We start from the raw sequence: 15,085 nt of genomic DNA on the forward strand, positions 1-15,085 counted from the left end.
GACGAAATGCCTGTGACCGATCTCCTCTTGCTCGCCCTCGCCGGCCTCGCCGCCGGCGGCATGAATGCCCTGGCTGGCGGTGGCACTTTCTTCTCCTTCCCCGCACTGCTCGCCGCCGGCCTGCCGCCGGTGACGGCCAACGCCACCAATGCGGTGGCGCTGTGGCCAGCCAGCCTGGCCGGGGCCTGGGCGGCGCGGGCCTCGCTGCGGCCGCTGGGGCGCTACCTGCCGCCGTTGATGCTGGCCGGGCTGGCCGGGGGGCTGGGCGGCGGGTTGTTGCTGCTGGCCGGTGGCGACTCGATCTTCCGCGTGCTGATTCCCTGGCTGTTGCTGGCGGCCACTCTGCTGTTCGCCGCCAGCCCCTGGCTGAGCCGCTGGCTGGCCAGCCATCGAACAGGCACGGACCGCCCGCGGCACTCGCCAGCGGCGCTCGGCGCCCACGGGCTGGTATCCGTCTACGGGGGCTACTTCGGCGCCGGCATGGGCATCCTGCAACTGGCGGCGTTTTCCATCGAAGGCCATGCGCCGGCGCGGGCCAATGCGCTGAAGAATCTGTTGTCGGCAGTGATCTATAGCGTCGCCAGCCTGACCTTCATCGTCGCCGGGCGGGTCAGTTGGTTCGAGCTGGCCGTGCTGCTGGCCGGCGCGACCCTCGGCGGCTATGCCGGCGGCGCCCTCGGCGAACGCCTGCCGCCAATGATTCTGCGGGCCTGCGTGATCCTCATCGGTAGCGGCATGACACTCTATTACTTCTGGACGACCTATTCGGCCTGACCCACCCCTGGATTTGCCCCCGGCTTCGCGGCCTGCTAGTGTCGCGACCGTTTCAACCCGCCGAGACCGCCGCCATGGCCCGCAAGAAAGCCGCCCTCGATTTCGAACAAGCCCTCACTGACCTGCAAGCCCTGGTCGAGCGCATGGAAAGCGGCGAGCTGTCGCTGGAAGACTCCCTAAACGCCTTCGAACAAGGCATCCGCCTGACCCGCGACTGCCAGGCCGCCCTCAGCCAGGCCGAGCAGAAGGTGCAGATCCTCCTGGAGCGCGACGGCGCGCTGGAGGAAGCCCCCTTCGACGCGGACCCGCAAGCATGATCGAGGCCTATCAGGCGCGCTGCCAGGCGCGGGTCGACGCCGCATTGGAAAACCTCTTCGACCCTCCGCAAGCCGAGCTGGCGCGCCTCTACCAGGCCATGCGCTACAGCGTGGTCAACGGCGGCAAGCGGGTGCGTCCGCTGCTCGCCTATGCCGCCTGCGAAGCCCTCGGCGGCACGGCGGAAGACGCCGACGGCGCGGCCTGCGCGGTGGAGCTGATCCACGCCTATTCACTGGTCCACGACGACCTGCCGGCGATGGACGACGACGACCTGCGCCGCGGCCAGCCGACCACTCACAAGGCCTTCGACGAAGCCTGCGCCATTCTCGCTGGCGACGGTCTGCAGAGCCTGGCCTTCAGCGTGCTCGCCGACCCGCAACTAAACCCCTTGGCCAGCGACCTGCGCCTGGCCATGGTCGCCTGCCTGGCCCAAGCGGCCGGTCCCGCCGGCATGGTCGGCGGCCAGGCCATCGACCTCGGCTCGGTCGGCCTGCGCCTGGACCGCCAGGCCCTGGAAAGCATGCACCGGCACAAGACCGGCGCGCTGATCGAAGCCAGCGTGCGCCTCGGCGCCCTGGCCAGCGGCAATGCCGAGGAAAACAGCCTGCATGCCCTGCAGAACTACGCCCGAGCCATCGGCCTGGCGTTCCAGGTGCAGGACGACATCCTCGACGTGGAAAGCGACACCGCCACCCTCGGCAAGACCCAGGGCAAGGACCAGGCCAACCACAAGCCCACCTACCCCGCCCTGCTCGGCCTGGACGCGGCCAAGGCCTACGCCCTGGAGCTACGCGACTTGGCGCTGCACGCCCTGCGCCCGTTCGACGAGGCCGCCGAGCCGCTGCGCGAGCTGGCCCGCTACATCGTCTCCCGCCGCCACTGACGCCCCGCGCCATCATCACTGGCGCCAATGGGCGGTATTTCGACGGCACGGGCTTGGTTTACCGGGCAACCCCACGGCCTAAGATGAGGCGCACGATACTGCGCCCTCCGGAGCCACCATGCCCTTTTCCGCCCTGCTGATCGCCAACCGTGGCGAGATCGCCATTCGTATTGCCCGCGCCTGCGCGGACCTGGGCATTCGCTCGGTGGCGGTCTACGCCGAGGACGATACCGCCTCCCTGCACCGGCACAAGGCCGATGGCGCGGTCGCGCTGCAAGGCCGCGGCGTGCCGGCCTACCTGGACATGGAGCAGTTGCTCGCCATCGCGCTCGAACAGGGCTGCGAGGCGATCCACCCGGGTTACGGTTTTCTCGCCGAGAACGCCGAGTTCGCCCGCCGCTGCCAGCAGGCCGGGTTGTGCTTCGTCGGCCCGCCGCCGCAGGTGCTGGAGCTGTTCGGCGACAAGGCCGCCGCCCGCGACTTGGCCGAGCGCTGCGATGTGCCGCTGGTGGCCGGCCTCAACCGCGCGGTGAGCCTGGACGAAGCCCGCGAGTTCCTGCTCGGTCTCGGCGACGGCGCCGCGGTGATGCTCAAGGCCCTGGCCGGCGGCGGCGGGCGGGGCATGCGCGCGGTGCACAGCGAAGCCGAACTGGTCGAAGCCTACGCCCGCTGCCAGTCGGAGGCGCAGGCGGCGTTCGGCAATGGCGCGCTCTATGTCGAGCAATTGGTGAGCGAGGCGCGGCATATCGAAGTGCAGGTGCTTGGCGACGGCAGCGGCGCGGTCAGCCACCTGTGGGAGCGCGATTGCAGCCTGCAACGGCGCAACCAGAAGCTGATCGAGATCGCCCCCAGCCCCGAGTTGCCTGACGCCACCCGCGATGCCTTGATCGAAGCGGCGCTGCGCCTGGCCTGCGAGGTGCGCTATCGCGGCATCGGCACCTTCGAATTCCTCCTCGATGAGGCCCAGCCGGGACGCTTCTATTTCATGGAAGCCAACCCGCGCATCCAGGTCGAGCACACCGTCACCGAAGCGGTCACCGGCGTCGACCTGCTACACAGCCAGCTGCACCTGGCCGCCGGCGCCAGCCTGAGCGAGCTGGGCCTGGATCAGCCGCCGCCGCTCCAGGGCTGCGCCGTGCAACTGCGCCTCAACCTGGAGACCCAACACGCAGACGGCAGCACCCGCCCGGCCGCCGGCACCCTGACCGCCTACGAGCCGCCGAGCGGGCCGGGGCTGCGCGTCGATGGCTACGGCTACGCCGGCTACCCGGTCAGCCCCGCCTACGATTCGCTGCTGGCCAAGCTGGTGGTCCACGCACCGGATTATCCGGGCGCGCTGCGTCGGGCCTATCGCGCGCTCTGCGAGTTCCGCATCGAAGGCGTGGCGAGCAACCTGCATCTGCTGCAGAACCTGCTGCGCCATCCCGCCGTGCAGGCCAATCGAGTCGGCACGCGCTTTGTCGAACGCCATCTGGACGAACTACTGGCCGCGCAACCCCAGGCTCACCCCCACCTGTTCATCGCCCAGGCGGCGGTCGCGACCAACCCGCCGCAAAACCAGATCGAGGCACCGCCCGGCAGCAAGCCGCTATGTGCGCCCAGCACCGGCGTGCTGGTCAATCTGGAGGTCGCCGAGGGCGATGTGCTGGCGGCCGGGCAAACCGTCGCGGTGCTGGAGGCGATGAAGATGGAGTTCGTGGTCAAGGCCGAGCGCAGCGGCATCGTCCGTGCCCTCGCCGCCCGCCCCGGCGATGCGCTCAGCGAAGGCCAGGCGCTGCTGTTCCTCGAACCCGTCGAGGTCGACGGCGGCCACCTGCACACCGAGGAAAGCCTGGACCTGGCGCATATCCGCGCCGATCTCGCCGAAGTGCTGGAGCGTCAGGCCCTGCTCACCGACGAGCGTCGCCCGCAGGCCGTGGCCAGGCGACGCAAGAGCGGCCAGCGCACCGCGCGAGAGAACCTTGCCGACCTGCTGGATGAAGGCAGCTTCAGCGAATACGGCGGCTTCGCCCTGGCCGCCCAAAGGCGCCGGCGCTCGCCGGAGGAGTTGATCGAGCTGAGCCCGGCCGACGGCCTGGTGGCCGGCACCGGCACGGTAAACGCTGCGCAGTTCGGCCCCGAGGCGGCGCGTTGCCTGGCCATCGCCTACGACTACACGGTGTTCGCCGGCACCCAGGGGGTGATGAACCACAAGAAGACCGACCGCCTGCTGCAGCTGGCCGAGCAATGGCGCCTGCCGCTGGTGCTGTTCGCCGAGGGCGGCGGCGGGCGGCCGGGCGATACCGATTTCGTCGGCGTGGCTGGGCTGGATTGCCACACCTTCGTCGGCATGGCCAAGCTGTCCGGGCTGGTGCCGCTGGTGGGGGTGGTGTCCGGGCGCTGCTTCGCCGGCAATGCGGCGCTGCTCGGCTGCTGCGATGTGATCGTCGCTACCGAGAACGCGACGCTCGGCATGGCCGGCCCGGCGATGATCGAGGGCGGCGGTCTCGGCAGTTTCAGCCCTGAGCAAGTCGGCCCGGTCGCCGTACAGGGGCCGAATGGGGTGATCGACGTCGTGGTGGCGGACGAAGCCGAGGCGGTGCGCGTGGCCAAGCAATACCTGTCCTACTTCCAGGGTCCTGTAAGCGACTGGCAGTGCGCCGACCAGCGCGCGCTGCGCCACTCGATTCCACAGAATCGCCTGCGCGTCTACGACATTCGCCAGGTGATCGAGACCCTGGCCGATGCCGGCAGCGTGCTTGAGCTGCGCCGACAGTTCGCCCCAGGGCTGATCACCGCCCTGGTTCGCATCGAAGGCCGGCCGTTCGGACTGATCGCCAACAACCCGGCGCACCTCGGCGGCGCCATTGATGCGGTGGCCGGCGACAAGGCCGCGCGTTTCATGCAGCTATGCGATGCCTTCGATATCCCCATGCTGTCGCTGTGCGATACGCCCGGCTTCATGGTCGGTCCGGAAGCGGAGAAGCAGGGCACGGTGCGCCACGTGTCGCGCATGTTCGTCGCCTCAGCGAGCCTGTCGGTGCCGTTCTTCTGCGTGGTGCTGCGCAAGGGCTACGGCCTCGGCGCCCAGGCCATGGCCGCCGGCAGCTTCCATGCGCCGCTGTTCACCGTCGCCTGGCCCAGCGGCGAGTTCGGCGCCATGGGCCTGGAAGGCGCGGTGCGCCTGGGCTTCGCCAAGGAACTGGCCAGCCAGCCGGACGAGGCAGCACGCAAGGCGCTGTTCGACAAACTGGTGGCCAAGGCCTACGCCAACGGCAAGGCGCTGAACATGGCCAGCTATCTGGAGATCGATGCGGTGATCGACCCAGCGGAAACCCGCGCCTGGCTGCTGCGCGGGCTGGATGCCACCCCGCGCCCAGCGGCCCGCAGCGGCAAGAAGCGACCGTTCGTCGATACCTGGTGAATGGGCTGGGCCGGTCGCGGCCGGGGCGCACCGCCGCGGCGCCGATCCGGCCCCTGCGGCTACCGGCCTCAGCCGCGTTCGCACGCTTGCAGCAACCTTTTTCGGGTAAACTGCCGCATTCTTTTACGCCTATAACGATTCGCCTGATGCCCAAGACGTTCCTTGAGATCCCCCGCGAGCGACCGCTAACGCCCCTGCTGGACCGTGCAGCGATGCCGGCCGAGCTGCGCCGCCTGGGGGAAGCGGAGTTGGAGACCCTGGCCGACGAACTGCGCCAAGACCTGCTCTACACGGTCGGCCAGACCGGCGGGCACTTCGGCGCCGGCCTCGGCGTGATCGAACTGACCATCGCCCTGCACTACGTCTTCGATACACCCGACGATCGGCTGGTCTGGGACGTCGGCCATCAAGCCTACCCGCACAAGATCCTCACCGGCCGCCGCGAGCGCATGCACAGCCTGCGGCAGAAGGACGGCATCGCCGCCTTCCCGCGGCGCATCGAGAGCGAGTACGACACCTTCGGCGTCGGCCATTCCAGCACCTCCATCAGCGCCGCCCTGGGGATGGCCATTGCCGCGAAGCTCAAGGGCGAGAAGCGCAAGACGGTGGCGGTGATCGGCGACGGCGCCCTTACCGCCGGCATGGCCTTCGAGGCTCTCAACCACGGCTCCGACGTCGGCGCCGACATGCTGGTGGTGCTCAACGACAACGACATGTCGATCTCCAATAACGTCGGCGGACTGTCCAACTACCTGGCCAAGATCCTCTCCAGCCGCACCTACGCCAGCATGCGCGAAGGCAGCAAGAAGGTGCTCTCGCGCCTACCCGGCGCCTGGGAGATCGCCCGCAAGACCGAGGAACACGCCAAGGGCATGCTGGTGCCCGGCACCCTGTTCGAGGAATTGGGCTGGAACTACATCGGTCCCATCGACGGCCACGACCTGCCGACGCTGATCACCACCCTGCGCAACATGCGCGACCTGGAAGGCCCGCAGTTCCTCCATGTGGTGACCAAGAAAGGCAAGGGTTTCGCCCCGGCCGAGGCCGACCCGATCGGCTACCACGCCATCACCAAGCTCGAGCCGCAGGGCGCCGAGCCGAAGAAGGCCGGCGGGCCGAAGTACTCCAATGTGTTCGGCCAGTGGCTGTGCGACATGGCCGAACAGGACCCGCGCCTGACCGGCATCACCCCGGCGATGAAGGAAGGCTCGGATCTGGTGACCTTCAGCGAGCGCTTTCCGGAGCGCTATTTCGACGTCGCCATCGCCGAGCAGCATGCCGTGACCCTGGCTGCCGGCATGGCCTGCGAGGGCGCCAAGCCGGTGGTGGCGATCTACTCGACCTTCCTCCAGCGCGCCTATGACCAACTGGTCCACGATGTCGCCGTGCAGCACCTCGACGTGCTGTTCGCCATCGACCGCGCCGGCCTGGTCGGCGAAGACGGCCCGACCCACGCCGGCAGCTTCGATATCGCCTACCTGCGCTGCATTCCCGGCATGCTGGTGATGACCCCCAGCGACGAGAACGAACTGCGTCGCCTGCTCACCACCGGCTACCACTACGAGGGGCCGGCAGCGGTGCGCTATCCGCGCGGCAGCGGGCCGAACGCGGCCATCGAGCCTGGCCTGGAGCCGCTGGAAATCGGCAAGGGCATCGTGCGGCGCCGCGGTGCGAACGTCGCCTTCCTGGTGTTCGGCGTGCAGTTGGGCGAAGCACTGAGGGTGGCCGACCGCCTGGACGCCAGCGTCGCCGACATGCGCTTCGTCAAACCGCTGGACGAGGCGTTGGTGCTCGAGCTGGCACAGTCCCACGCTCTGCTGGTGACCATCGAGGAAGGCAGCGTCATGGGTGGCGCCGGCAGCGCGGTCAACGAGCTGCTCGCCCGTGAGAACCTGCTCAAACCGGTGCTCAACCTGGGTCTGCCGGACTACTACGTCGAGCACGCCAAGCCGGCGCAGATGCTCGCCGAATGCGGCCTCGACGCCGCCGGTATCGAGACCGCGGTACGCGAACGCCTGGCACTGCTCGAACCCGCGCAGATCAAGGCCCTCCCGTAAGGCGGGGCGAGGCACGATTGTTTGGGCGAATTTATTCGCCTGACGGACTGCATTGGCGAATAAATTCGCCCCTACAGACAGGCTGCACAACGCAAGCCTCGCCGGCTTTCTTGTGTTTTCCCTTGCCGCGCCTTAAGGTGCGCGGCATTCAGATTGGCCGAGGTCGCCGCTGCCGACAGGCGCGGCGTTAAACGGGAAGCAGGTGAAAGGCCTGCGCTGCCCCCGCAACGGTAACCGACCGCGACCCTCACGGGTCGCCGCTTTCTCGATGAGCCACTGGGCAAGGCGCCTGGGAAGGCGGGGAGGTGCGTGTCGGCAGCCCGGAGACCTGCCTCGGCACGATGCGACTGGTGTTGCGGAGGGCTCCACCGTCAAGCGCAGGCTGCCGCCCTGGCGTTTTCCGTGCCCCTGCCCTTGCCCTGCCCTCCTCGAAAGTTTTCCGTCTTGCTTTTGAGGATCGACCATGAAACTGTCCCGCCTTGCCCTCGCCGTCGCCCTGGCCCCCGGCCTGGGCCTGGCTGCCGATGAGCCCTACCAGGCAGCTCCCCTGGTTGTCACCCGCGCCACGCCCCTGCAAGCACCGGCGCCCGCCAGCGTCGCCGTGATCACCCGCGAACAGATCGAGACCAGCGCCGCCAGCAGTCTGGTGGATGTGCTGCGGACCCAGGCGGGGTTGCAGATCCAGGACATCTTCGGCGACGGCAACCGTGTGACCCTGAGCCTCAGAGGCTTTGGAGCGAACGCGGTGAACAACACCCTGATACTGGTGGACGGGCGCCGACTGAACAATCCCTCCCAGGAAGCCGCCGACCTCAATAGCGTACCGCTGGGCAATATCGAGCGCATCGAGATCATTCGCGGCGCCGGCACCGTGCTCTATGGCGACCAGGCAGTAGGCGGGGTGGTGAATATCATCACCCGCCGCCCGAGCGAAAACGAAGCCTATGTGGAAACCAGCCGCGGCAGCCACGACCTGGAAGCCTATCGTGGCCACGCCTTCGCCCAGTTGGGCGGCGGTTTCTCCCTCTACGGCAGCGGCGAAGCCCGCCATTCGGACGGCTATCGCGACAACAACAATGCCAGCTACAGCAACCTGTTCAGCCGCCTGCGCTACGACCACGACAGCGGCTGGCTGCTCTATGAATACCAGACCATCGACGATGAACTGCGCCTTTCCGGCGCGCTCAGCGAAGCCCAGCGCCGGGCGGATCGCAAGGCCACCGTCAAGCCCCGCGACTTCAACGACAGCAAGACAGAGGTCAACCGCTTCGCACTGCAGCAGGCGCTGGGAGAGCACTGGACAGCGAACTTCGACTACAGCTATCGGGACAGCGATTCGGTGGCCTACCTGTCGCAACCCCTCGTCCAGGACACCCGAGTCGAGACGTTCAGCCCGCGCCTGACGGCTCGCTGGGATAGCACCCTGGGCCGTAGCGAGTGGCTTTTCGGCCACGATCACATCACCAGCGACTACGAACGTGTTTCCGGCTTTGGCGCGACGCTCTTTCGGCAAACCCAACGCGACTGGTACACCCAACTGAGCCAGCCGCTCGGCGGCAACGTACTCCTGACCGTCGGCTACCGCACCAGCGAAACGGAAGATCGCAACAAAGGCAAAGGGCTCACGCACACCGACAGGGAGGACAGCAATAGCCTCGGCCTAAGCTGGCAGGCAAACGAGTACGTCCGTATGTTCATCAAGCGCGAGGACGTACTGCGCTTCGCCAATGTCGACGATAACGGTTACACCATTCCCGGAACGAACTTCCTCAAACCACAGACCGGTACCTCCTGGGAGACTGGGATCGAATGGCAAGATGCTATTCAGCATTACCAACTGACGCTCTATCGCCTCGCCCTCAAAAACGAGATCGCTTTCGATAGCGCAGCCCCCGGGCCGGATTTTGCGTTCGGATTCCCAGGCGCCAACGTCAACCTCGACGACACCCGCCGCAACGGCCTGCTGCTCGAAGGCCAGCGTCAGCTCACCGAGCGCCTGAACCTGCGAGGCCAGTACAGCTTCACCGACGCCGAGTATGAGGCCGGCAACTTCAGGGGCAACGATGTACCGGGCGTAGCCAGGCATACCGCCGGGGTGAATCTCAGCTACCTGTTGCTGGAAGGCTTGACCGGCTACGTGGAAGCCAACTACACCGGCCCACGCTATCTCTCCAGCGATGATGCTCATATCGAAGGGCGCGAGGGTGGCTATACCCTGTTCAATGCGGGCCTGACCTACGACTACCAGCAGTTCAATGCCAAGCTGCGGATCAACAACCTGACCGGCAAGCGCTATGACAGCTATGCCGTTTACAGCCAATGGACACCTGGCAACAAAGGGCTGTATCCCGCCCCCGAAGAGGAAGTGCAACTGAGCGTTGGCTATCGCTTCTGACCGGACAAGGGGCTTCTAGCACAGCGGGCAGGCCCGGCGCCGCCTGCTGGCTGGATACCGACCTTCGTCGGTATGACGGGTTTGGGAGAGTTGCCGATAGCCGAGGCTTTTACCGGTCTGGCCGGAACAGGCAAGCAGGCAGCGCCCCTTCTCCCGCCTCCCAGGCGAAGACCGGGTCAAGGAAGCTTGCGCTCGGTTCCCGTGCGGCCTGCTGGCTGGGTGCCGACCTTCGGCGGCGGCACAGCTTGGAACATTGCCGACCAGCGAAACCCTGGCCTGACTAGACCAGGCAGGCAGGCCCGCCCCCCACCCTCACCAGCCCGCCTCCCTGACGGGGCGGAGTCCTGGGGATTTAAACGGGTGCGACGTCAGCGCTGTCCAGATAAGGCCGTGCCCTACCTGGCCCGCACCAACAGGTCGCACAGCTTCTCCGTCGCTTCGAGCATCTGCAGGCTCGGCCGCTCCAGGCCCTTGTCCGGTATCGCCCAGACCTGGCCACGGCGCACTGCCGTCAGTTGCGGCCAGTCCTGCCAACCCGCCAGCAGGCGCGGTTCGCTGACCAGGATGACCTCGGGATCGCGGGCCAGCACGGCCTCGATGCCGATTTGCGGCGCCGGCAGGGTCAGCTCGGCAAAGACGTTCTGCGCCCCGCAGACCCGCAGCGCGTCGGCAATGATCTGCTGGCCGCCGATGGTGTACAGCGGCGTATCCCAGATCTGATAGAACACCTGCAGCGGCTTCTCCCGTCGGTAGCGCTCACGCAGGTCGGCCAGGCGCGTGCGGAAGCGCTCGGCCCGCTGCGCCCCCCGTTCCGCGCGGCCGATGCGGGCAGCGATTTCGACGATCTGCGTGGCCAGGTCGTCCAGCTTGCGCGGCGCGCCTTCGTAGAGGGGAATGCCCAGCCGGCGGAGCTGTTCGCGCTGGGCAGCACCGATGCTGTCGGGCCACAGCAGCACCAGGTCGGGTTGCAGGGCGAGAAGGCTTTCCATCTCCAGCTGGCCGTGGCGACCGACCGAGGGCAGGTCTGCCAGTTGCGGCGGACGTTCGCCGCCCCCCAGCACGCCGACCAGCAGGTCGCCGGCATCCAGTTCGAGCATGATTTCGCTGAGGGAAGGCGCCAGGCTGATTACCCGCTGCGCCGCCGACGCCGGCAGGGCCAGCAACAGCAGGGCTAGCAGCAGCGCGCGCATCAGCCGAGCTGGCGGGGAATGCGATAGAGGTACAGCAGCACCAGGCTGGCCAGCGCCAGCAGGATCTGCGGGATCGCCTCGAGACCGGCGAATACCGCGACGGCGGCAATCCAGGCCGGCAGCGCAGCGCCGAGAAACGCCACCCGACGGGTGCGCGCCAAGGCCAACCAGGCGTCGTGCTCTTCAGCCGTGTTCAGCGCCTTCTCGGTGGCGATCAAGGCGCGCTTGTAGGCATGGAACAGCGGCAAGCTGAGGAACAGCGAGGCCAGGGCAGCGATGAACAGTGGCATGGCCAGCATCGTCAGGGAGGGTCCCGCGCGCCCGAAAACCAGGCTGACGACGAACAGCGGGGCCAGCGTCAGCAGCAGGTAGCGCCACCATTCCAGCTCCAGCCGCCGCCGGACTTCGCTGCGCTTCACGGCTGCTCCACTTCACCCTGGTGCAGGCTGCCGAGCAGGTGGCCGAGCTTGCCGGCCTTGGTCGCCAGGTATTTGCGGTTGTGCGGGTTGAGACCGAACTGCAGGGGCATGCGCTCGGCCACGCGTACCCCGAACCCTTCCAGGGCGTTGACCTTGCGCGGGTTGTTGGTCATCAGCTTGAGACTGGTGATGCCCAGGTGTTCGAGCATCGGTACGCAGATGGCATAGTCGCGCTGATCGGCACCGAAGCCCAGCCGCTCATTGGCTTCGACGGTATCGGCACCGCCATCCTGCAGTTCGTAGGCGCGGATCTTGTTCATCAGGCCGATGCCACGGCCTTCCTGGCGCAGGTAGAGCAGCACGCCGCGGCCGGCCTCGGCGATGGCGCGCAACGCCGCTTCGAGCTGGAAGCCGCAGTCGCAACGCAGGCTGAACAGGGCATCGCCGGTCAGGCATTCGGAATGCAACCGACCCAACACGGGCTCGCCGTCGTTCACCTGACCGAGGGTCAGGGCCACATGCTCCTTGCCGGTCTCTTCATCGAGGAAGCCGTGCATGGTGAACACTGCGAACGGGGTGGGCAGCTGGGAGGCGGCGACGAAGACGACGGACACCGGATGACTCCTAAAAAATCGGCAGGGCGGCATTGTAGCAGCCGCGTCGGCGGGCCGGTCAGCCTGAATTGCCGATGATAAGCATCGAAAACCGAGCCCCCAGTGTCAGAGCTTGGACTCGAGCATCAGCACGCCCTGCTCCTCCCGCCAGCGCACACGGTTGAGAAAGCTCATGCCCAGCAGCACTTCGGCGGGCGAGTCCCCCTGGATCACCACGCCTTCCACGCCAAGCACTTCCAGTGCGCCGACCTTCACGTTGTTGAGGTTGACGCGCCAGGCACTGGCGGTGCCGCTGGCGGTGCTAACCATCATCGGCGTGCCGCTGACCCGGTAGTCGATGCCCAGGCGCCGGGCCTGGGCCTCGTTCATCGCCACCGACGAGGCGCCGGTGTCCACCAGAAACTGCACCGGTTGGCCCTGGATCGACCCGGCGATCCAGTAATGGCCACCCGCACCCTGGGCAATGCTCAGTTGCTGCTTGGCACTGGTGTCGGCAAAGCCATCGCTGTATTCGCGACTGAGGGAATAAGCGCGCTCCACGCCATCGACGCGCAGCACCGCGCCCTTGCTGTCGGCGCTGACCACCACCACGCCGCCGGGACCGGTCTGGCCGACCTTGACCAGCTTGCGCTGGCCGTCGACGTTGAGCACCGCAGCGCCGGGGAACAGGCCCACCACTTGCACCTGGGAGGGGGCGGCGAACGCCGAGAGCGACATCATCGCGGCGGCACAGAGCAGATAGAAACGACGCATCGGGGCCTCTTAGAAGGGATAGGGTTGCTGCCAGCGGTCGAAGATCGGCCGCAAAGTGCCTTTCTTCACCAGTTTGGCCAACCGCCGGTCATAGAGTGCGGCGAGGGCCTGCCCGCGCGCATTGTTGGTGAATCCGAGATAGACCGGCAGGCGGGTCAGGTCGGTCATCCGGTACCGGGAAGGCTGCTCGGCGGTGCTCAGCAGGTCTTCGACTTCGGTACGCGCATCGATATAGAAATCCGCATGGCCATGGGCAAGCATGCCGAGGATACCGTTACGCCGCTGGATTTCCCGGAAATGCATCAAGTTCGGCAAATAACGCTGGTATTCGTAGCCGCGCATCCAGACCAGGCGAAAGCTGCCGATGGTGGCCAGGCTGGGGACCGGGCCGTCGGCCAGGCCGAGCGCGGTGATCTGGTCGGCATCGTAGTGCCATTGAGGATAGAGCGCGCCTTCCACCTCGTTGAGGTAGGAGCCGACCCAGGCGTCCGCCTCGCCGCGCAGCACCAGACCGACGGAGCGGGTGTAGGGCGCGCTCTGGATGTGCAGCATGACACCGGCCGGTTCGAACACCTGCCGCATGATGTCCCAGGCCAAGCCGGTACCGTCCGCGTTGCTATGGTTTTCCCATACTTCGCTGACCAGGCGGATTTCCGTCGGACTGGGCTCCCCGGCGGCCATCGATGACAGACCGCAGAGGCCCAACAACACACCGAACAACCAGCCGTACATAGATGTTCCTCAGGCCAGCCCCCAGACGATCAACTGCATTGCCAGCCAGGCGAACACTCCGGCCAGCACGTCGTCCAGCATGATGCCGACACCGCCATGCACATGCCGGTCGATCCAGCGGATCGGCCACGGCTTGGCGATATCCATCACCCTGAATATCAGAAAGCCTAGCAGCAACCAGGGCCAACCTTCAGGCACCAGCCAAAGGGTTATCCACATGCCGACCATTTCGTCCCAGACAATGCCCTCGTGGTCGTGCACCCGCAGGTCGGTGGCGACCTTGCCGCACAGCCAGCAACCGAACAGCATGGTCACCCCGAGCATCAGCCAGTAACCCCAGTCCGGCAGCATCTGCCACAACGGAATGAACGGCAGCGCCACCAGCGAACCCCAGGTGCCAGGCGCCTTCGGCAGGGTCCCCGAGCCGAAGCCGAAGGCCAGGAAATGCCAAGGATTGCGCCATACCGACGGCGGTACATTCACAGATTCAGTCACCCGCACTCCCGAAATGTTGATAGCCCGTCATGGGCAGTTGGCGGGCTCGCCCGTGGGCGTCCAGCAAATGCACGCCCTGCCCGGCCTCGACCCGGCCGATCACCCGGACCGCCCCGCTTTCGGCCGATACATCGGCCAGGTGTTCCGCCGGCAGGGTAAAGGCCAATACGTAGTCGTCGCCACCGCCGAGTGCGCATTCCAGCGCCGCGGCTTCGCCCAGGTAGGCCAGCAGGGCCGCCGACAGCGGCACGCGCTCCTGCTCGACCAGCAGTGCCACGCCGGACGCTACGGCGATATGGCCGCAATCGGCGAGCAGGCCGTCGGACACATCCAGCGCCGCCGTCGCCCGTCCGCGCAAGGCCTGGCCGAGCGCCAGCTGCGGTTGCGGCGACCAGTAGCGCGCCAGCAATGGCCCGGCGACCGCCTCGGCAGCCATGGCCTGGCCGAGCACCAGCGGCAACGCGCCGGCGGCATCGCCGAGGGCTCCGCCGACGCAAAGCAGGTCACCGGGACGCGCGCCCGCACGGGTCAGCGCCTGGCCGTGCGGCACGCGGCCGAACACGGTCAGCGTCAGGCTCAGCGGGCCACGGGTGGTATCGCCGCCGATCAGCGCCAGGTCGCAGCGCTCGGCCATGGCATTCAAACCACGGGCGAACGCCTCCAGCCAGGCGGCATCGGCGCCGGGCAGGGTCAGGGCCAGGGTGAAACCGATGGGCGTGGCGCCCATGGCAGCCAGGTCGCTGGCAGATACCGCCAGGGCACGCTGGCCGAGCAGGAAAGCATCGCAGGGGTCGGGGAAGTGCACCCCGGCGACCAGGGTGTCGGTGGACACCGCCAGTTGTTCGCCGGCCGGCAGGTCGAGCAGGGCGCAATCGTCGCCGATGCCCTGGGCCACGCCTTCGACGCGCTGCGCGCAAGGCGCGGCGGCAAAGTAGCGGCGAATCAGTTCGAACTCGCCCATGGCGTCAGCGGACGCCCGAGGCGGCAGGAACGGATGTCGGCAGCCGGCCACCCGGCAGGCACCGCCGCATCCGCTTCCGTCCGCTCACCTG

General features: G+C 67.4%; 13 protein-coding genes and 1 riboswitch. Of the genes, 6 read left to right on the forward strand and 7 right to left on the reverse strand.

The window, feature by feature from the left end; genetic code table 11:
- Positions 1-6: 6 nt before the first annotated feature.
- The 6 genes from ACWKV7_RS05865 to ACWKV7_RS05890 all read left to right on the forward strand — a co-directional run bounded on the left by ACWKV7_RS05865 (position 7) and on the right by ACWKV7_RS05890 (position 9,830).
- The gene (locus tag ACWKV7_RS05865; RefSeq protein WP_483856717.1) at positions 7-774 is read left to right on the forward strand and encodes a sulfite exporter TauE/SafE family protein; all 768 of its coding nucleotides are present in this window, start codon (positions 7-9) and stop codon (positions 772-774) included.
- Between the two features lie 74 nt (positions 775-848).
- A complete protein-coding gene (locus tag ACWKV7_RS05870) occupies positions 849-1,091 on the forward strand; it encodes an exodeoxyribonuclease VII small subunit (protein WP_483856718.1) in 243 nt (80 codons plus the stop codon).
- Positions 1,088-1,975 carry a (2E,6E)-farnesyl diphosphate synthase gene (gene ispA, locus ACWKV7_RS05875; RefSeq protein ID WP_483856719.1) on the forward strand — a complete coding sequence of 296 codons (888 nt, stop codon included), beginning with the start codon at positions 1,088-1,090 and terminating at the stop codon, positions 1,973-1,975. The genes ACWKV7_RS05870 and ispA overlap by 4 nt, the downstream gene beginning before the upstream one ends.
- Positions 1,976-2,093: 118 nt before the next feature.
- Positions 2,094-5,378, forward strand: coding sequence for a carboxyl transferase domain-containing protein (locus tag ACWKV7_RS05880; RefSeq protein ID WP_483856720.1), 3,285 nt, complete (start codon positions 2,094-2,096; stop codon positions 5,376-5,378).
- 146 nt (positions 5,379-5,524) lie between these two features.
- Positions 5,525-7,435 carry a 1-deoxy-D-xylulose-5-phosphate synthase gene (dxs, locus tag ACWKV7_RS05885; RefSeq protein ID WP_483856721.1) on the forward strand — a complete coding sequence of 637 codons (1,911 nt, stop codon included), beginning with the start codon at positions 5,525-5,527 and terminating at the stop codon, positions 7,433-7,435.
- Positions 7,436-7,578: 143 nt separating this feature from the next.
- Positions 7,579-7,785, forward strand: a riboswitch (cobalamin riboswitch).
- 113 nt (positions 7,786-7,898) lie between these two features.
- Positions 7,899-9,830, forward strand: a complete 1,932-nt coding sequence (locus ACWKV7_RS05890; protein ID WP_483856722.1) for a TonB-dependent receptor — start codon at positions 7,899-7,901, stop codon at positions 9,828-9,830.
- Between the two features lie 395 nt (positions 9,831-10,225).
- On the opposite strand, the gene ACWKV7_RS05895 is transcribed toward ACWKV7_RS05890, so the two are convergent.
- The 7 genes from ACWKV7_RS05895 to thiL all read right to left on the reverse strand — a co-directional run bounded on the left by ACWKV7_RS05895 (position 10,226) and on the right by thiL (position 14,994).
- Entirely contained in the window at positions 10,226-11,020 is a 795-nt protein-coding gene (locus ACWKV7_RS05895; RefSeq protein ID WP_483856723.1) for a cobalamin-binding protein, read from the reverse strand.
- Positions 11,020-11,439 (reverse strand): MFS transporter, encoded by a 420-nt coding sequence (locus ACWKV7_RS05900; RefSeq protein WP_483856724.1) that lies wholly within the window; start codon positions 11,437-11,439, stop codon positions 11,020-11,022. Before ACWKV7_RS05900 ends, ACWKV7_RS05895 begins: the two co-directional genes overlap by 1 nt.
- A complete protein-coding gene (gene ribA, locus ACWKV7_RS05905; RefSeq protein ID WP_483856725.1) occupies positions 11,436-12,053 on the reverse strand; it encodes a GTP cyclohydrolase II in 618 nt (205 codons plus the stop codon). Before ribA ends, ACWKV7_RS05900 begins: the two co-directional genes overlap by 4 nt.
- 105 nt (positions 12,054-12,158) lie before the next feature.
- Entirely contained in the window at positions 12,159-12,806 is a 648-nt protein-coding gene (locus ACWKV7_RS05910) for a retropepsin-like aspartic protease family protein (protein WP_483856726.1), read from the reverse strand.
- 9 nt (positions 12,807-12,815) lie between these two features.
- Positions 12,816-13,538 carry an ABC transporter substrate-binding protein gene (locus ACWKV7_RS05915; RefSeq protein ID WP_483856727.1) on the reverse strand — a complete coding sequence of 241 codons (723 nt, stop codon included), beginning with the start codon at positions 13,536-13,538 and terminating at the stop codon, positions 12,816-12,818.
- A gap of 9 nt (positions 13,539-13,547) precedes the next feature.
- Positions 13,548-14,021: a phosphatidylglycerophosphatase A family protein gene (locus ACWKV7_RS05920; protein WP_487249197.1), complete on the reverse strand. Its 474-nt coding sequence runs from the start codon at positions 14,019-14,021 to the stop codon at positions 13,548-13,550.
- Between the two features lie 4 nt (positions 14,022-14,025).
- Positions 14,026-14,994: a thiamine-phosphate kinase gene (gene thiL, locus ACWKV7_RS05925; RefSeq protein ID WP_483856729.1), complete on the reverse strand. Its 969-nt coding sequence runs from the start codon at positions 14,992-14,994 to the stop codon at positions 14,026-14,028.
- Positions 14,995-15,085: the final 91 nt, after the last annotated feature.

Source organism: Zestomonas ipomoeae, assembly GCF_057128665.1.